16 protein-coding genes are annotated in these 18,435 nt (G+C 49.3%); 11 read left to right on the top strand and 5 right to left on the bottom strand.

Annotated elements, in window-relative coordinates:
- Nucleotides 1–110: 110 nt before the first annotated feature.
- A complete protein-coding gene (gene cysQ, locus V6Z81_00180; GenBank protein ID MEG9860915.1) occupies nt 111–896 on the bottom strand; it encodes a 3'(2'),5'-bisphosphate nucleotidase CysQ in 786 nt (261 codons plus the stop codon).
- A 251-nt stretch (nt 897–1,147) separates the two neighbouring features.
- Here cysQ and rimP point away from each other — a divergent pair, with 251 nt between their 5' ends.
- The 7 genes from rimP (at nt 1,148) to pnp (ending at nt 10,038) form a co-directional block, all read left to right on the top strand.
- Nucleotides 1,148–1,759 carry a ribosome maturation factor RimP gene (gene rimP / locus V6Z81_00175; protein ID MEG9860914.1) on the top strand — a complete coding sequence of 204 codons (612 nt, stop codon included), beginning with the start codon at nt 1,148–1,150 and terminating at the stop codon, nt 1,757–1,759.
- A 29-nt stretch (nt 1,760–1,788) separates the two neighbouring features.
- Entirely contained in the window at nt 1,789–3,459 is a 1,671-nt protein-coding gene (nusA, locus tag V6Z81_00170) for a transcription termination factor NusA (protein MEG9860913.1), read from the top strand.
- Complete coding sequence (gene infB, locus V6Z81_00165) at nt 3,456–6,095, top strand: translation initiation factor IF-2 (GenBank protein ID MEG9860912.1); 2,640 nt, start codon at nt 3,456–3,458, stop codon at nt 6,093–6,095. The genes nusA and infB overlap by 4 nt, the downstream gene beginning before the upstream one ends.
- A gap of 39 nt (nt 6,096–6,134) precedes the next feature.
- Nucleotides 6,135–6,542 (top strand): 30S ribosome-binding factor RbfA, encoded by a 408-nt coding sequence (gene rbfA / locus V6Z81_00160; GenBank protein MEG9860911.1) that lies wholly within the window; start codon nt 6,135–6,137, stop codon nt 6,540–6,542.
- Nucleotides 6,539–7,465 (top strand): tRNA pseudouridine(55) synthase TruB, encoded by a 927-nt coding sequence (gene truB / locus V6Z81_00155; protein ID MEG9860910.1) that lies wholly within the window; start codon nt 6,539–6,541, stop codon nt 7,463–7,465. Before rbfA ends, truB begins: the two co-directional genes overlap by 4 nt.
- Nucleotides 7,466–7,504: 39 nt before the next feature.
- Nucleotides 7,505–7,774 (top strand): 30S ribosomal protein S15, encoded by a 270-nt coding sequence (rpsO, locus tag V6Z81_00150; protein ID MEG9860909.1) that lies wholly within the window; start codon nt 7,505–7,507, stop codon nt 7,772–7,774.
- Between the two features lie 119 nt (nt 7,775–7,893).
- A complete protein-coding gene (gene pnp / locus V6Z81_00145; GenBank protein MEG9860908.1) occupies nt 7,894–10,038 on the top strand; it encodes a polyribonucleotide nucleotidyltransferase in 2,145 nt (714 codons plus the stop codon).
- Nucleotides 10,039–10,066: 28 nt separating this feature from the next.
- Here pnp and V6Z81_00140 read toward each other — a convergent pair whose 3' ends face one another.
- Genes V6Z81_00140 through fabA form a run of 3 tightly spaced genes read right to left on the bottom strand, consistent with a single transcriptional unit; the run spans nt 10,067 to nt 12,700 of the window.
- The gene (locus tag V6Z81_00140) at nt 10,067–10,894 is read right to left on the bottom strand and encodes an SDR family oxidoreductase (GenBank protein MEG9860907.1); all 828 of its coding nucleotides are present in this window, start codon (nt 10,892–10,894) and stop codon (nt 10,067–10,069) included.
- A gap of 19 nt (nt 10,895–10,913) precedes the next feature.
- Nucleotides 10,914–12,128 carry a beta-ketoacyl-ACP synthase I gene (gene fabB, locus V6Z81_00135; GenBank protein MEG9860906.1) on the bottom strand — a complete coding sequence of 405 codons (1,215 nt, stop codon included), beginning with the start codon at nt 12,126–12,128 and terminating at the stop codon, nt 10,914–10,916.
- 44 nt (nt 12,129–12,172) lie between these two features.
- Nucleotides 12,173–12,700 (bottom strand): 3-hydroxyacyl-[acyl-carrier-protein] dehydratase FabA, encoded by a 528-nt coding sequence (fabA, locus tag V6Z81_00130; protein ID MEG9860905.1) that lies wholly within the window; start codon nt 12,698–12,700, stop codon nt 12,173–12,175.
- Nucleotides 12,701–12,890: 190 nt separating this feature from the next.
- On the opposite strand from fabA, the gene irrA reads away from it, so the two are divergent.
- From irrA to V6Z81_00115, 3 genes are all read left to right on the top strand, one after another.
- A complete protein-coding gene (gene irrA, locus V6Z81_00125; protein ID MEG9860904.1) occupies nt 12,891–13,370 on the top strand; it encodes an iron response transcriptional regulator IrrA in 480 nt (159 codons plus the stop codon).
- Between the two features lie 214 nt (nt 13,371–13,584).
- Nucleotides 13,585–15,717 (top strand): catalase/peroxidase HPI, encoded by a 2,133-nt coding sequence (katG, locus tag V6Z81_00120; GenBank protein ID MEG9860903.1) that lies wholly within the window; start codon nt 13,585–13,587, stop codon nt 15,715–15,717.
- 590 nt (nt 15,718–16,307) lie between these two features.
- Nucleotides 16,308–16,490, top strand: coding sequence for a DUF3501 family protein (locus V6Z81_00115; protein ID MEG9860902.1), 183 nt, complete (start codon nt 16,308–16,310; stop codon nt 16,488–16,490).
- A 41-nt stretch (nt 16,491–16,531) separates the two neighbouring features.
- Here V6Z81_00115 and V6Z81_00110 read toward each other — a convergent pair whose 3' ends face one another.
- On the bottom strand, nt 16,532–17,050 hold the full coding sequence (locus tag V6Z81_00110; protein MEG9860901.1) for an SH3 domain-containing protein: 519 nt from the start codon (nt 17,048–17,050) through the stop codon (nt 16,532–16,534).
- A 128-nt stretch (nt 17,051–17,178) separates the two neighbouring features.
- Between V6Z81_00110 and V6Z81_00105 the strand changes: the two genes are divergently transcribed.
- Nucleotides 17,179–18,171, top strand: coding sequence for a D-glycerate dehydrogenase (locus tag V6Z81_00105; protein MEG9860900.1), 993 nt, complete (start codon nt 17,179–17,181; stop codon nt 18,169–18,171).
- Nucleotides 18,172–18,435: the final 264 nt, after the last annotated feature.

The following is an 18,435-nucleotide window of genomic DNA, read 5'->3' as shown; positions in this document are numbered from 1 at the left end:
ATATGGGGGGAAAAGTTTCCTTTTCAAGAAACGTATCTGATTTTTAGACTTATGTCATGGGTGGAACTCCAAAAAAGCCATATTAAAGGGAATATTGACGTATGTGGCCTTCAGGAGCCGCAGGCGATAAAGGCGGGATTTTTGAGGAAGCTGCGTTCTTTTCCATAGAGTAGCGGCTGTCCGTTGAGGGTGGTAACGCTACCACCCGCAGATTTGAGGATGGCGTGACCGGCGGCAGTATCCCACGCCATGGTAGGGCTGTGGCGAGGGTAGATATCGGCATCTCCTCGGGCGATGAGGCAAAACTTAAGGGAGGAGCCAATGGATTTGAAACGGCTCACTTTGTGGGTCTGCAAATAATCGTCTGTCTCTGGGGTGCGGTGAGAACGGCTAACCAGCGCGACAAGACCCTCAGGGGGTGGCCGCCGCACAGTTATGGTACGGGGGGCGTGGGCGGTTTTACCATCGGGGGTAATCTCTTGAGTAAAGGCTTGAGTTTCTGTGGCAAAAAACAGGCAATTCATGGCGGGAGCATAGATGACTCCCAAAACAGGCTCATGGTTATCAATCAGGGCTATGTTGACGGTGAACTCTTGTGTGCCGTTGATGAATTCTTTGGTGCCATCTAGGGGGTCTACGAGAAAGAAATATCGGGGGTTGGATTCAAGAGTTGGCATTGACTCTTCTGATACAATTGGAATGTTTGATGTTATAGCGGCAAGGCCGGTGGTGATTGTCCGGTCGCTTTGCTTGTCTGCTAGGGTGACCGGAGAATGATCCTCTTTTTCCACGGCTTCGTGGCGGCTTTCGTAGCAGTCCATGATGGCGGCACCAGCCTCTACGGCTAGTGCGCACAATTGCTCCGTAAGTTCTTGTGATGAGGGGTGCGCAACCATGGGGATAGATTATATAGCAATATTGCAAAATCTCGGTTCTGTAACTCTAAGGCTATATTTTACCATAGCTATGGTTGAAGTGTGATGGGTAAGGTGCTATAAAAAAGGGGTGTTCTTAAGTATCTATAGGGTAATGAGAGAACATGACAATCCGGCTTTTTAAGCGGGCTGTCCTCGGGTAACGCCGAAGGCAGTATCCCGCTTTTTTATTATCTTTAACTATAATGAGTCAGTCTGCAAAAACGGGAACTATGAACTATAAAAAAGTGGCCAATGACCATTCTGGATTTGAGAGCAAAGACAAAGCTCCGCACCCAAGTCAGGAGATAACCCATCTTGTGGCAAATGGCTCCGCTGTGAGGATTGCTACCCTTTTAGCTCCTCTGGCAGAGGATATGGGCTTTGTTCTGGTGCGGGTGCGGTTTTCTGGTTCGGATGGACAGACCCTTCAGATTATGGCCGAGCGGCTTGACGGAACCATGGTCGTTGAGGACTGCGAACAGTTGAGCCGGGCCCTGTCAGCGCTGTTGGATGTAGAAGATGCGGTTTCAGGGTCTTATGTTTTAGAGGTCTCTTCGCCTGGGCTTGAGCGTCCCCTTTCTCGTATGCAAGATTTTGAGCGCTGGGTGGGCTACGAGGTCTCCCTTGAGGGAGTCACCGACTCTTCCACGGAAGGTAACCGTCGCAATTGGCGTGGCATATTAAGGGGTATTGAGGGAGATATTGTGCTTCTTGATACACCAGATACACAAGGAATAGTGCGTATGCCCTTTGAGACGTTGGTTCGGGCACGCCTTACTGCGACCGATGAAATGATGCGGAAAAGTTTGAAAAAACAGAGTATGATGCAGTCACAGGCCTGATATTATAGGTTTTTTTACAGGAGATTATTATGGCAGTAAGCGCAAACAGGCTTGAATTAATACAAATCGCCGATGCAGTTGCACGTGAGAAGTCTATTGATCAGGCGATTGTGATTGATGCTATGGAAGAAGCCATTCAGCGTGCGGCGCGCTCGCGATATGGGTCGGAAAATGAAATTCGCGCAGAGATTAATCCCAAGACCGGTGAGGTGCGTTTAGCACGTCTGCTTGAGGTGGTGGATGTGGTCGACAATGACGCAATACAGATCTCCATTGATGGCGCACGAGTGCGTAATCCGGCGGCAACGGTGGGCGATTGGATTGCAGATGATTTGCCACCGGTTGATTTTAGTCGTATTGCTGCGCAAGCCGCCAAGCAGGTTATTGTGCAGAAGGTGCGTGAGGCCGAGCGTGAGCAACAATACGAAGAATATAAAGACCGTGTCGGTGAAATTGTAAATGGTATTGTTAAGCGAGCCGAATATGGCAATGTAGTAGTAGATATGGGTCGTGGCGAAGGCATGATGCGTCGTGACGAGGGGTTGCCGCGGGAGATGTTTCGCACGGGTGATCGCATTCGCGCTATCATCTATGACGTGCGTCGTGAAACTCATGGGCCGCAGATTTTTCTCTCTCGCACACGTCCGGAGTTTATGGCCGGTTTGTTTTCGCAAGAGGTGCCGGAGATTTACGATGGCATCATAGAAATCCGACACATCGCTCGTGATCCGGGTAGTCGCGCCAAAATTGCCGTCATCTCCAACGATTTCTCCGTTGATCCGGTAGGTGCATGTGTAGGTATGAGAGGCAGTCGTGTCCAAGCGGTGGTCAATGAACTCCAAGGCGAGAAAATCGACATTATCACCTGGGCTGATGATCCAGCGACGTTTATCGTCAATGCGCTAGCACCGGCGGCGGTCTCTAAGGTGGTGATGGACGAAGACGACCGTTGCATTGAAGTGGTGGTCCCTGATGATCAACTCAGTTTGGCCATTGGGCGGCGTGGACAGAATGTGCGACTAGCATCTAAACTCTCTGGTTGGACGATAGATATTCTCACAGAAGCTGAAGAATCAGAGCGCCGTCAAAAAGAATTCGCCGAGCGCCGTGATCTCTTTATGGAAGAACTGGATGTAGACAGCGTCATCGCTCAGCTGTTGGCTTCAGAAGGCTTCAGCACCATTGATGAAGTAGCGTTTGTGTCTCCCGATGAGATTACAGAGATAGAGGGCTTTGATGCAGACATGGTAGCTGAGCTGCAATCGCGGGCGCATGATTGCATAGAACGTCGCAACGCAGAGATGGAAGAAGAACGGCGCTCTTTGGGTGTTGAGGATTCCCTTGCTGAGGTTGAGGGTGTCACGCTACCCATGTTGGTTACGTTCGGAAAAAATGAAATCCGTACGATTGAAGATTTGGCCGGGTGTGCGAGTGATGACTTGAGGGGGTGGGTTGAGTTTGTTGATGGAGAGCGTCGTCGCGAGCCGGGGATTTTGGAAGAGTTTTCCCTTGAGATTGAGGATGCAGAAGCACTTGTGATGAATGCGCGTCTGGCTGCGGGTTGGGTTACGGCGGAAGACTTAGCTGCTATGGAGGCAGAAGACCAAGAGGTAAAAGAGAGTGAGGTAGAAGAGTCAAATGGATTAGAAGGAAGTTCTAGCGAGGCGGCACAAGCAGAAAAAGGCGAGAGCGCGTTATGACAGATTCTGATGATAGAGAAAGTAAAACAGGCGGTGGGCGGCGCACTTTAAAAGCGCAAACGGACGGCAGTCAGGTGCAACAAAGTTTTTCACGTGGGCGCTCCAAATCTGTGGTGGTGGAAAAAAAGCGTCGTCGCACGGTTGTTGTCTCTAAATCGTCATCTATGGATGCTAAGTCCAAAGAGGCGATTGCAACACCAGCACCGGAACCGAAAAAATCAGTTTCCTCTAAGGGAGGTACGCTTTCGCCGACACCAGCAGTGCGGGCTGAGCGCTATCGGGATACTCCTAAACGGGCATCATCCATAGAAAATACAATAGAAAATATCACACCAGAAGGAGCAGGAGAGGGAGCCAGGCCCGGCGTTGTGCTGCGGACACTAACGGCTGAGGAAAAAAAAGCACGTGCCTCAGCGTTGGATCAAGCTCGTATCCGAGAAGCAGAAGACCGTCGAAAAGCTGAAGAGGCACGGGTTCGCGAACAAGAAGAAAGTGTACGCCGGGAGCGAGAAGCTGCCGAGGCTAGCCATCGTGAGGAAGAAGAAGCCCGCCGCAAGGCTGAGGAAGAAACCGCCCGACAAGCTGCCGAGATGGAAGCGGCAAGGCGTCTGAAAGCCTCTGATAGCAACGAAGGGGTGGATACCGATAGTGAAGGTGGGTCAGGCCGTGGACGGCGTGATGAGAGAGCCTCGCCCCGCAAGCCCTCTCAGGGTCGCCGGGAAGAGCGTCCCCGCCGTGCGGGCAAATTAACCATCGCTAATGCTCTGAAGGATGATAGTCGTCAGCGTTCTATGGCAGCCATACGTCGCCATCGAGAGCGCGAAAAAAAACAGGCGTTGAAAGCCTCTGGTGTGGAAATGCCTACCAAGAAAGTTTCTCGTGAAGTTGTTATTCCGGAAGTAATTACGATTCAGGAGTTGGCAAACCGCATGGCTGAACGGGCGGTGGATATAATAAAAATTCTAATGCAACAAGGAACTATGGCTAAAATCAATGACGTTATTGATTCAGATACCGCCCAGCTGATTGCCGAAGAATTAGGGCATAAGGTGGTGCGTGTGGCAGAATCTGACGTGGAGGAAGGGCTTGGTGGTGAAGAAGATAACCCAGAAGATATAGTTTCCCGCGCACCGGTTGTGACCATCATGGGTCATGTTGACCACGGCAAAACATCTCTTTTGGACATCCTGCGACGCACGGATATAGCGGCAGGAGAAGCAGGCGGCATTACCCAGCACATAGGAGCCTATCAGGTAACCCTTGAGGGTGGTACGCGTATTACATTTCTTGATACGCCAGGCCATGAGGTTTTTACATCCATGCGCGCCCGAGGCACTATGGTAACCGATATTGTCATTCTTGTTGTGGCAGCTGATGACGGAGTCATGCCGCAAACTATAGAATCTATCAATCATGCCCTCGCGGCTGGTGTTCCAATCATTGTAGCCCTTAACAAGATGGACAAGCCGGAGGCTGATCCTGATAAGGTACGTGGTGAATTGTTGCAACATGGCGTGATTACGGAAGCTGGAGGGGGGGCTGTCTTGTGCGTGGAGGTTTCTGCCGAAACTGGTGATGGGGTAGATAAACTTACAGAGGCTGTTTTGTTGCAAGCTGAGATTTTGGAACTAAAAGCCAATCCAACACGCACGGCAGACGGTGTTATTATTGATGCACGGTTGGATAGAGGCCGTGGACAGGTAGCCACCGTGCTGGTGCAACGCGGGACATTGCGGGCTGGTGATATTTTCGTCGCTGGTGCTGAATGGGGGCGGGTGCGCACATTAATAGATGACAAGGGTGAAGCCGTAAAAGAAGCGTATCCTTCTATGCCGGTTGAGGTTTTGGGCATGAATGGAATGCCAGTATCGGGGGATCAATTTCATGTAGTAGAAAATGAAGCTCGAGCCCGTGAAATTACGGAATATCGTCAACGACAACTTCGCGAAAGACGCGCCGGCAATGTTGTACGAGGGTCGTTGGCAAGTTTAATGAATCAGGTGGGCAAAAAAGAAAGCTGCGAACTGCCAGTGGTAATTAAGGCTGATGCTCAAGGCTCTGGTGAGGCGATCGCTCAGGGGTTGGATAGGTTGGGGGCGGGTTCTGATGAAGTGAAGGTTCGTGTCATCCATGTAGGTGCAGGTGGTATTACAGAATCTGATGTAGCGTTAGCCTCTGCAAGTGAAGGGCTCATTTTGGCTTTTAATGTGAGGCCCAATGCATTAGCTCGTGAGGCAGCACAAAAAGCGGGCGTTGATGTTCGGTGTTATTCGGTTATCTATGAACTCATTGATGATATGCGAAAAGTAATGAGCGGCTTTTTGGAACCAGAAATGCGAGAAAATGTTATTGGTAAAGCGGCAGTGTTGGAGACGTTTACTGTCTCTAAAGCGGGTCGGGTTGCGGGCTGTCAGGTTCGTGAGGGCTCAGTGCGCCGTGGTACTCATGTTCGTCTTATTCGTGATGATACAGTCGTTCATCAAGGGGCGTTGGCGACCTTAAAGCGGTTTACGGATGATGTGGCCGAGGTTGCAACGGGCCAAGAATGCGGCATCTCTCTTGAAAATTATCAAGACGTCAAACAGGGCGATGTTATTGAATGTTTTGAGGTAGAACGTATTGAGCGTAGCCTGTAGATGCTCCGGCAGCATTTTGCATTTCAAGAGGACAACGGTATGACGAGAAGATTTACGTCCAGTGCTTCCGTTGGAGCACCAAGCCAGAGATGTTTACGGGTTGGCGAATTGTTGCGTCAGGTGCTGTGCGAGATTGTGCGCTCGGGTAGTCTTTATGACCGTGTATTGGAAAAAGCAAACATAACCATTACGGAAGTACGGGTTAGTCCTGACTTAAAAAACGCCACAGTTTTTGTCATTACCCTTGGTGGTCATCATGTAGAAGAAGCAGTAGCGGCGTTGATGCGTGTGCGAGGTGCGTTACGGTATGAATTGGGGTGCCGTATTCGTCTTAAAAACACACCAGCACTTTCTTTTGTGGTAGATCGCTCGTTTGAGAATGTAGAAAAGATGAATCGCCTGTTGGCCTCAACATACGCAGATACGGCCAGTGAGACAGGGCAATGAGACGGCAGAATAAATGTGAGCCTATTACTGGCTGGGTCGTTGTGGACAAGCCAGGGGGCTCCACTTCTACGGCGGTGGTGGGCAAGGTACGTTGTCTCTTTAAGGCGGCAAAGGCGGGTCATGGGGGAACGCTTGATCCTTTGGCGACCGGTATTTTGCCGGTTGCTTTGGGAGAGGCTACTAAAGTCATGCGGTTTGTGACGAGGTTCGATAAGACCTATCAGTTTACGGTACGTTGGGGGCAGGAAACGGATACCGATGATGTCATGGGAAAAATTATATCTGAAAGTAATAAGCGGCCCCACAGAGAAGAGATTGTAGCCGCTCTTGGCAGTTTTGACGAAGTGTTGGCTCAGATCCCACCGCGGTATTCGGCGGTTTGGGTGCAGGGGCGTCGGGCGTATGACTTGGCACGTCAGGGGATAGACACAGAGTTAGCACCTCGTTCTGTCCAGTTTATGGGCGGTAAGGTGCTGTCCATGGTTTCAGCGGACGAAACTGAAATGGAAGTGACTTGTGGCACAGGGTTTTATATTCGGGCGTTAGCGCGGGATTTGGGGCGGATGTTGGGTACTTATGGCCATGTGACGGCATTGCGTCGCACCAGATTGGGCATTTTTGATGAGTCTCATTCAATTCCGCTGGATAAGTTGGTCGCGTTGGGCCATAGTGAGACGAAGACGCTGGACTTGGTTGCTTGTTTGAAGCCGCTTTCTGCGGTTCTTGTGGGTGTGCCGACCTTGACAGTCAGCGATGGGGATGCGGCGCGCCTCAGGCAAGGACAAGCGGTTGTGTTGCGCAGTTGCGATGCGCCGGCTCAAAGCGGTGAGGTGGTAGCGGTTGTTGCAGGGAATCCGGTGGCATTAGTAGATTATGAATGCGGTGAAATGAAACCTTCGCGGGTTTTCAATAATGCTGGGTGAAAACGGGTAAGAAACAGGAGAGTTGGCAGGAGATATAGGATGTCTATTACACCTGAAAGAAAACAAGACATAATAAAAGAATATGCGCGAGCTGATAAAGATACAGGTTCACCAGAGGTGCAGGTCGCCATTTTGACAGATCGCATCAAAACCCTGACCGGGCATTTCAAATCTCACGCTAAGGATAATCATTCGAGGCGCGGTCTTTTGAAGATGGTAAGCAAGAGGCGCAAACTATTGGACTATGTAAAGTCACGCGATGTCGCGCGTTATGAGGCTCTCGTTGAACGGTTGGGATTAAGGCGCTAGGTAGCAAACAAATTGACAAACAGGTTAGTTGTGCAGGTTTCTGAAGGCAAGGCTAAGTGATGTAAATAATAATGTTGAGTAATGACGATCATTGCATGATGGAAAGATAGGAAAAAGGTATGTTTGACGTAGTGCGTGAAGAATTAGATTGGGGTGGTAGGCCTCTTGTAATTGAAACGGGGAAAATAGCCCGTCAAGCGGATGGTGCCGCTGTGGTCACCTATGGTGATACAACAGTTTTGGCGACAGTGGTGGCAGAGCGCCAGCCTAGAGTGGGAGCAAATTTCTTTCCTCTTACAGTGAATTATCAGGAAAAAACCTATGCGGCTGGGAAAATCCCTGGCGGTTATTTCAAGCGCGAGGGACGCCCTTCAGAAAAAGAAACACTGGTCTCACGGTTGATTGACAGGCCCATTCGTCCTTTGTTTGCTAAGGAGTTCAAAAACGATACTCAGGTGATAGCCATGGTGTTGTCTCATGATCTAGAAAATGATCCTGACATTGTGGCTATGGTGGCAACCTCTGCGGCGCTGACCTTTTCCGGCATTCCTTTTTTAGGGCCAATCGGGGCGGCTCGTGTTGGCTACATGGATGGTGATTTTGTCTTAAATCCCACTATAGGTCAGGTAATGGAGAGTGATCTTGATTTGGTTGTAGCTGGGGTGAGAGATGCTGTGTTGATGGTTGAATCGGAAGCTAAAGAATTGTCTGAAGAGAATATGTTGGGGGCGGTTATGTTTGGGCATCGCTCTATGCAGCCGGTAATTGAGGCAATTGTTCGTATGGCTAAGACGTGCGCTAAGCCGCCTCGTGAAGTAGAGGCGGTAGACTATAGAGATTTGGTGGTGAAAATACGTACCTTAGCCGAAGAGAACTTGAAGAGCGCTTATACTATTGCTGATAAAAAAGAGCGGCAAAGTGCTGTAGCTCAAGTGCGCGATACGGTGCTGGCATCTCTTGGTGAGCCGGCATATGCTGATGGGCATGACCCTGTGGCTAGTGAGGTGTTTGGCAAGTTGGAAAAGGATGTTGTCCGCACCGCTATTCTGGATAACAAACGGCGCATTGATGGTCGCGACCTTGAAACAGTACGCCCCATAAGTTGTGAGGTTGGTATTTTGCCTCGTGCCCATGGCAGCGCGTTGTTTACCCGTGGTGAGACCCAAGCATTGGTGGTTACCACGTTGGGCACCAGTGAAGATGAGCAATTTGTAGATGGGTTGGATAAGACCTATAGGGAGCATTTTCTACTTCATTATAATTTCCCCCCCTATTCGGTTGGTGAAACAGGGCGAGTAGGATTTACGGGTCGTCGCGAGGTGGGTCATGGCAAATTGGCTTGGCGGGCGTTGCGGGCCATGTTGCCGGGCCATGCAGATTTTCCCTACACTATGCGGGTGGTCTCTGAGATAACAGAGTCCAACGGGTCATCATCCATGGCAACCGTTTGCGGTGGATCACTAGCCGTGATGGATGCGGGTGTGCCGTTGGGACGGCCAGTAGCTGGTATAGCCATGGGGCTGATTAAGGAAGGAGATCGCTTTGCGGTTCTCTCTGACATTCTAGGCGATGAAGATCATCTAGGCGATATGGACTTCAAAGTGGCTGGCACTGACATAGGTGTTACGGCACTACAGATGGATATAAAAATAACCGGCATCACGGAAGATGTTATGTCTCAGGCTCTTAGTCAGGCAAAACAAGGCCGGATGCATATACTCTCAGAAATGAATCGCACTCTTGGTACGGCCCGTGAGGAAATGGGTGAATATGTGCCGCGCATTGAGGTGATTAATGTGCCGGTCGATAAAATCCGTGATGTAATAGGTTCTGGTGGCAAGGTGGTTCGGGAGATTGTGGAGACTACAGGAGCTAAAGTGGATATTTCCGATGATGGGGCCATTAAAGTGGCCTCTAGCGATCCGGAAGTGATTAAGGCCGCAATTAATTGGATTAAATCCATTGTGGCAGAGCCTGAAGTTGGCACCATTTATGAAGGCCGTGTGGTTAAGGTTATGGATTTCGGAGCTTTCGTGAACTTCTTTGGCCGCCGGGATGGACTAGTGCATATCTCTCAGTTGGCATCCTATCGAGTCAATAAGGTGACGGATATCGTCAATGAGGGCGACACGGTGAAGGTTAAATTGTTAGGCTTTGATGATAGGGGTAAGATTCGCCTGTCTATGAAAGTTGTAGATCAAGAAACTGGTGAGGAAATGTCTGGCGAAGACCACCCTCCCCGTCGTGGCCGCGAAAACAATTAAGATGCGTTAAGCCAGCGTTGTTTTGATGCTAGGCATCGTCTGTCAAGGTAGCTAGACTGTCTCCGCGGGGCATCCCCATGGTGCGGTATCCGGCATCTACATATAAAACTTCACCGGTTACCCTGGTTGATAAGTCGCTGAGCAAATAAAGAGCGGCTCCGGCTACATGGTCAGGCTCGATTGTAACGTCCGGTAAAGCTGCATGGCGTTGGCTCCATTTGGCAACTCTACGTGCTCCGGCAACGGCTGCCCCCGACAAGGTGCGCACTGGCCCTGCCGAAATAGCATTAATGCGCACACCTTGCGGACCTAAGTCCGCAGCCAAATATCGCACGCTAGATTCAAGAGCAGCCTTAGCGACCCCCATGACGTTGTAGCTGGGCATGACACGCTCACTGCCTCCGTAGCTGAGCGTGATTATTCCCCCCCCTGTCTCGCCCGTCATTAAGGGTGCTATGCGTTGTGCTATAGCCGTTAGGGAATAGCAGGATATATCCATAGTTTTGAGAAAACTATCTCTATCAGTATTGATATAAGCCCCTTGGAGTTGATCTTTCCCGGACCACGCAATGGCGTGCACTACAAAATCTAACGTTTGCCATTCTCTTTCAAGGGTGCTCAAGAGTTGATCCAAATCATTATCGTTGGTTACATCGCACGGCAAGATAAGAGGAGCGTTAAGGCTTTCAGCTAAAGGTTTAACGCGCCGCAACAAAGCGTCACCCTGATAGGTAAAAGCCATTTCGGCTCCGTGGCTGGCAAGCAACTGTGCAATACCCCACGCAATGGAATGGTCATTAGCAACCCCCATAACAAGGCCTCGCCGCCCCGCCATTAGGGGGCTGGGGGGGGACATGGCAGGCCCTGCAGTTTTATTAGTCATAGCGCGTAAAGACTAGCGTTCCGTTAGTGCCACCAAAACCAAAACTATTCGAGAGTATACAATCAATGCGCACATCATCACATCGCGATTGAATAATAGGAATATCTGTAAACGCTGGGTCCATTTCTTCAATATGAGCTGAGGGGCAAATGAAACTATTATTCATCATCAAAAGAGAATAAATAGCCTCTTGAACGCCTGCCGCCCCAAGAGAGTGTCCGGTTAAGGATTTTGTCGCACTAATGGGCGGCATGTCATCGCCAAAGACTTCCCGTAATCCATCAATTTCTATAACATCTCCCACCGGTGTGGAGGTGGCATGAGGGTTAATATAATCAACAGGCTGGTCTAAATTGGCCATGGCCATCTTCATGCATCGCACACCCCCCTCGCCACTGGGCTGCACCATGTCGTGACCATCTGACGTAGCGCCATAGCCTGCAACTTCAGCATATATTTTAGCCCCCCGTGCTTTGGCACGCTCAAGCTCCTCCAAAATAAGAACTCCCGCTCCGCCTGCAATAACAAAACCATCACGATTTTTGTCATAAGCACGACTAGCGGTAGACGGTGTATCATTGTAGTTAGATGACATAGCCCCCATAGCATCAAACATGACAGAGAGTGCCCAGTCCAAACTTTCTCCCCCACCGGCAAACATAACATCCTGCTTGCCCCATTGGATGAGTTCAGCGGCATTGCCAATGCAGTGGGTTGACGTAGCACATGCAGATGAAATGGAATAATTAACACCATGAATACCAAACGGCGTTGCAAGGGTGGCTGAATTTGTGCTGGACATGGCTTTGGGCACTGCCATGGGGCTTACTTTTTTTGGGCCTTTTTCACGGGTTGTATCGGCAGCTTGAACAATAGTACTCACTGAGGGGCCCCCGGAACCCATCACCATGCCGGTGCGCTCATTTTGAATATCACCATTTTCAAGACCGGCATCTTGGATAGCTTGCTCCATGGCCACATAATTCCAAGCAGCACCGTCCCCCATAAAGCGACGAGCACGACGATCAACGACCTCTTCTATGGCCAGCGTTGGGCGACCGTGAACCTGACTGCGAAAGCCATACTCTTTATGATCATCGGCGGCGGTAATGCCAGAGCGACCTTCTCGGAGGCTTGCCAGCACTTCCTGAGAGTTATTGCCAATGCAAGATACAATTCCCATACCTGTTACGGCGACTCGTCTCATTATTACATCTTTCCTGTGTTGCTCATCTTAATGTGTTCCCCGCTTTAGGAAACAGTATCGGAGGTAAACAGCCCAACCTTGAGGTCAGTGGCGGTGTATACCGTTTCGCCATCGGCAATCAAGAGGCCATCGCCAACTCCAACAACCAGACGCCTCATTATGACTCTCTTCATGTGAACATGATATTCTATTTTTTCAGTTTCAGGATTTATCATGTTGATAAATTTGATTTCTCCAACCCCCAACGCACGTCCTCGGCCTTTGCCTCCCGCCCAAGCCAGAAAAAATCCCAAAAGCTGCCACAAAGCATCAACACCTAAGCACCCGGGCATAACCGGATCACCACGAAAATGGCAATCGTAAAACCATAAGTCAGGGTGATTATCCATCTCGGCCTTCATATACCCCTTGTCGTTATCGCCGCCATTGTGGCTGATTTCTGTAATGCGATCAAACATCAACATAGGTGGCAGGGGCAGTTGGGCATTGTTGGGGCCGAATAGGTTTCCATGACCGCACTCAAGCAGGGCGTCTTTATTAAAACTAGAAGGATAGGGTTGGGATGCGGTCATGTTTCCGAATTGCTTTCTGTCAATGTGATACGTGCTCTAAGGCCCGTATACTATTATAATAGGGCGCTATCGGGCTAAGAAAACCCTGACACACGCTTTTTTGTGGCTTTTTTTATGGGCGTTGGGGGGTTATGAGAAATGCTGGCGTTGTTTATTGAGTAGATAGAGGTATTTGTGTAGAATGTACCTTATGAAGACAAAAGACTACAAGCAAGGCGCACAGAAAAAGCGTGCTTTTACCTCGGTGTTTGAGCAGTTACGGCAGGCTGGGCTGCGCCCGACACGTCAGCGTATGGCTCTGGGACGGCTTTTGTTTGAGCAGGGAGTACGGCATGTTACGGCGGATAGCCTGTATCGTGAAGCATTGGATTCTGGCGTGGGGGTTTCTTTGGCGACAGTCTACAATGCACTTCGTCAATTTACAGAGGCTGGATTGCTCAAGGAAGTAATTGTGGATAATTCTGGTGTTTATTTTGATACTAATTTGTCGCCCCACTATCATTATTTTCTTGAGGATGAAGGGATACTGGTTGACGTTGAATGGGGGCATGAGAGTTTAAAAATTGGCGAGGTGTTTTCTGGGGGGCAGAATGTTCCCTCGGGGATGAAGGTTTCTAGAGTGGATGTTATGGTTCGGTTGACGGCGTCGCCTGTTGAGGATGCTGAATAATAGCGAGAAATAGTATAAAAAATCTATTGACAGTAGTGACGTGCGGTAATTATTATTTTAATTCTAAAGTTGACGTTAAGCCCAAACTGGGGTAGCTCGTTAGTCGTTTGATGTCTTGTATGAAACTGATTTGTGGCATTTGATTATGGAGACTTTTCTGACGCCGTAGTCGTTACTACTGACCAGCCTTCCTTTTTACATTGGAGAGAACAATATGAATGATCAAAGTAAATGTCCTGTCATACATGGTAGCCAGACAACGTCGGTTTCCGGCACCAAGGACCAAGACTGGTGGCCAAACCAGCTTACCCTCGATATTCTGCGTCAGCACGACAGCAAATCCAATCCCTACGACGAAAACTTTGACTACAAGAAAGCAGTCAAATCACTTGATTTAAAAGCGGTCAAAGCTGATTTGAAAAAAGCTCTGACCGATTCACAAGACTGGTGGCCTGCGGATTATGGCCACTATGGCCCATTTTTCATTCGCATGACTTGGCATGCTGCTGGAACTTACCGGTCAGGTGATGGGCGCGGCGGTGGTAGTACGGGTAACCAGCGTTTTGCACCACTCAATTCCTGGCCCGATAATGGTAATCTTGATAAGGCCCGTCGCCTGCTCTGGCCGATCAAGCAGAAATACGGCAACAACATTTCTTGGGCGGATTTGCTGATTCTTGCCGGCAATGTCGCCATTGAGGATATGGGTGGCCCTAACCATGGCACCGCACTTGGCCGGTCTGACATCTGGCATCCTGAAAAGGACATCTATTGGGGTGCGGAAGATGAATGGCTGGGTGACAACCGCTATGGCTCCACCCGCCAGGATCTTGAAAACCCTCTTGCCGCTGTCCAGATGGGGTTGATCTATGTCAACCCTGAAGGTCCTAACGCAAATCCTGACCCGAAACTTTCAGCACAGGATATACGCGAAACCTTTGGCCGCATGTCGATGAATGATGAAGAGACATTTGCGCTTGTTGCTGGTGGTCACACATTCGGTAAGGCCCATGGAAACGGCCCAGCTGATGCTGTTGGGGCCGAACCTGAAGGGGCTCCGATCGAAGCCCAAGGCCTCGGTTGGTTGAGCAGCCATAAATCCGGTAAAGGTATCGATTCCATCACCAGCGGTCTTGAAGGCCCTTGGACACCCACCCCAACCAAGTGGGACATGACATATCTGGAATTGCTCTTCAACTATGAATGGAAACTGGCGAAGAGCCCGGCAGGTGCCCATATCTGGCATCCCGTTGATCTTGACGAATCCCTTATGGCCCCTGAAGTTGACGGTTCAAGCAAAGTTACCCCGATGATGACCACCGCTGACATAGCGCTCAAGGAAGATCCGATTTATCGGAAAATTGGCGAGGGCTTTGTTAAGGATCCTGAGGCCTTTGGTGAAGCTTTTGCACGTGCCTGGTTCAAGTTGCTACACCGTGACATGGGTCCGAAATCCACCTATATCGCTGGTGATTTTCCTGCTGAAGATTACATCTGGCAGGATCCAATTCCGAAGGGCAAGAGCCTGAGCGATACCGAAATTGCATTAATTAAAGCCGAAATTACCGCTTCTGGACTGACAATTCAGGAAATAGTCGAAACCGCTTGGGCATCTGCATCGACATTCCGTGGATCGGATAAGCGAGGCGGGGCCAATGGTGCCCGTATCCGCTTATCCCCACAGAAGGATTGGGCCGTCAACAAACCGAATCAACTTTCAAATGTGCTTGGCGTTTACGAACGCATTGCAACATCTTCCGGTGCTAGCTTGGCTGATGTGATCGTCATTGGCGGTGCTGCTGGTATTGAGAAAGCCTGTAAGGCCAAAGTTGCCGTCTCTACAGGCCGTGGTGATGCCAGTCAGGAACTGACAGATGTTGAATCTTTTGCCTGCCTTGAAGCACGTGCCGATGGCTTCCTAAATTATTGCGAAAGCGAGTTTGCTATCAGTCCTGAAAGAATGATGCTTGATAAGGCGCAACTTCTGGGGCTCACTCCTTCGGAAATGACCGTGCTTGTTGGAGGCTTGCGTTCGCTGGGTATTAGCGCCACCGGCGAAGGAATCTGGACCGATGGCAACAGCCTTGATAACGGTTGGTTAAAAATTCTACTAGATATGGGTGTTGTGTGGAAGTCAACAGGCTTCAATAGTTACGAAGCGCAGGATCGTAAATCGGGTAAAAAGCTACGTGATGCTACTCGCATTGATTTGGTTTTTGGTAGCAATTCCGAATTACGAGCGATTGTAGAAGTTTATGCTCAAGATGATAACAACGATAAATTCGTTGCTGATTTTATTAAAGCCTGGACAAAGGTTATGGACAATGATCGGTTCGATCTCGCCTGATTAGCGATAACACACCGTCTGAATTCATTGGTCAAAGTGGAAGAACTAATTCGGTTTCCCCCTTTGGGTACTCCTCTAATCGCTCTTCTTCTGATCCAACCATCAATTTCGTTAGCTGCTTTCATAGAGCGCTATTGGACGCTTTCAGGCTTCTATACAATTAAGTGGCTTCGCTCTTACTATCGTTTACAGTTTCCATAACGGTATTTATCTCTTCACACCTGATTTTAGTCTATAGGCGAACTGGGCACAGCCTCCAATAAATCTATGGGTCTATTTCACATAACAATCGTTGACTAGAAAATGATATGCTAGTCTATTTACGGATGTATATAAGTCCCCTACATTTTATATTAAAAAATTTCGACACGTGCTTCAGCAGATTCGTGAGATGCTACACATAGAGTGTTGTGGTGACGAACAAATTGCTGATGAATGAGCAGCGTATAATCCTCTTATTCCTTAAGAGGCGGAGTTAGTAGCAACGTTGATGTTTGAAATTGATGATGAGGCCCATTGTCGTGCTGTTTTGATGCGGTTGGGAGATGTGAAACTAACGGCCTTTATAGAAGGTTGGGGATGTTAGGAGTATGGCGCGTCCAGAGCACGATGTTGAGCGCAAGATAGCGGATGGCAAGACGTCATCGGTGCATTTTCTTCATTTTGATTTTACATCTGAGCATATTGCAGCGTTTCGATCTCTTGATGGGCAGGCATTGTTGGGGTTGGCCCATGAGAATTATAGCCACATGGCTGTGTTGAGTGAGGTGTAGCGGGGCGCGTTAGCGGCGGATTTTGAATGACAGATTAAACCCTACTCCAGCTCTTCATGAGGATAAACACCCCACAGCTGAGTCTTGTCAATCCAACCTCGCTCACCACTAACAGAAACCCTGCAACGAGTAGAATTACACTCTAGAAGGCGTCCAACAACACCCAGTTGCACTTGAGCAACACGATCCTTTCCCTCATCCGCTTCGTAAAGTGGTGCAAGGGTTCCATCTTGTGTTCTCTTCACCAGAACATGGCGCACGCCATCTAGCAGACTATGATGTATCCAGCCTTCATCCCCCTCACTATCCCTAACCTGACGCCACCATCCAAACTCAGAGATAATCTCTACCGGTAAACCCTTCCTATGAAATACCCACACCACAGCATAATCCCAGCCGGGCCCAAGTCGCATATTGACGCGGTCTGACTTGAGGCTAACAAAACGGGGAATTGGCAATCCGGTTTCGCCCGTTATAGCTACTGCAGACGAGAGCGTCCCAAAAGAACTACCAACAAGGACTAAAAAAAATACAAAACGAGAAACAAGAGGCCAGTTCATATTACTGCTTATGAGGGCATTTTATGTGTTTCGTCAAGGTGCTGATCAGACAGCCTGAAAGAGTAGCGCTTTATTGTTGCACAATGTTCTGGTAGGAATGAGAGAGATTACCTCAAATGGAGATAACGATGATGGCGCAAAAGCCACGGGTTATTGTTACACGGAGACTGCCAGGTCTTGTTGAGAGTCGGATGCGGGAAATATTTGACGTTCAACTCAATCCTACCGATACGCCTATGGATTCTGAGGCCCTGAGTTGTGCCATGCAAGAGGCAGATGTTCTGGCCCCAACGGTAACCGACAGAATAGACGGCACACTTATCAGGCAAGCCGGTCAGCGATTGCGTTTGATCGCCAGTTTTGGAGCGGGTGTTGATCATATTGACGTGGAAGAAGCTCATCAGCGCGGTATTATTGTTACCAACACGCCTGATGTGCTTACACGGGATACAGCAGATATGACCATGGCGCTCATGTTAGCGGTGCCACGTCGATTGGTAGAGGGCGCACAACTATTACGGGGAAGTGAGGGTTTATGGTCAGGTTGGTCACCTACGTGGATGTTGGGGCATCGGATTTATGGCAAGGCTCTCGGCATTATTGGCATGGGCCGCATTGGACAAGCTGTCGCACGACGAGCCCGCGCGTTTGGTCTTGAGATTCACTATCACAATCGCAATCGCGTTAACAAAGTAATAGAGCAAGCTCTTGAAGCTACATGGCACGATAGTTTAGATCACATGTTGCCTAGGGTTGATATTCTCTCGGTTAATTGTCCTCATACACCCGCCACATGGCATTTGCTCTCGGCGCGACGGTTAAACCTCATGAGGGCTGATAGTTATATAATTAACACAGCACGCGGTGAAGTCATTGACGAAAAAGCATTGGCAGATGTTCTTGAGGCTAGAGGCATAGCCGGGGCAGGGCTGGATGTGTTAGAGCATGAGCCTGCTGTTAACCCCCGCCTTTTGGCGTTGGACAATGTGATTGTTCTGCCCCACATGGGCTCAGCTACTCTGGAAAGCCGTACTGAAATGGGCGAAGCGGTTATCGTCAACATTCGCACCTTTGTTGATGGTCACAAACCGCCCAATCGGGTATTGCCCGAGATTCGTTAATTTTTGAAAAGGATAAAGTGCATGATTACCGTTCATCATCTGTAAAATTCACGCTCTTTAAGAATCTTATGACTTCTTGAAGGACTGGGACTGGACTATGATATCAAACAATACAAGCGCAACAAAAGCGATGGCCTTGCACTGCCAGAGTTCAGACGTTTACATCTTGTAGGGACTGCTCCCATTGTTACCGATGGAGATATTGTGTTAGCAGAAAGTGGTGCAATGATAGAATATATTCTTGACCACTATGGTGGGGGTCGG

It is taken from the genome of Parvularculales bacterium (assembly GCA_036881865.1).
Classification (GTDB): Bacteria; Pseudomonadota; Alphaproteobacteria; order JAPOUT01; family JBAJNM01; genus JBAJNM01.
Note: the sequence above shows the minus strand (reverse complement) of the source record. Positions and strands in the feature narration are given on the sequence as shown.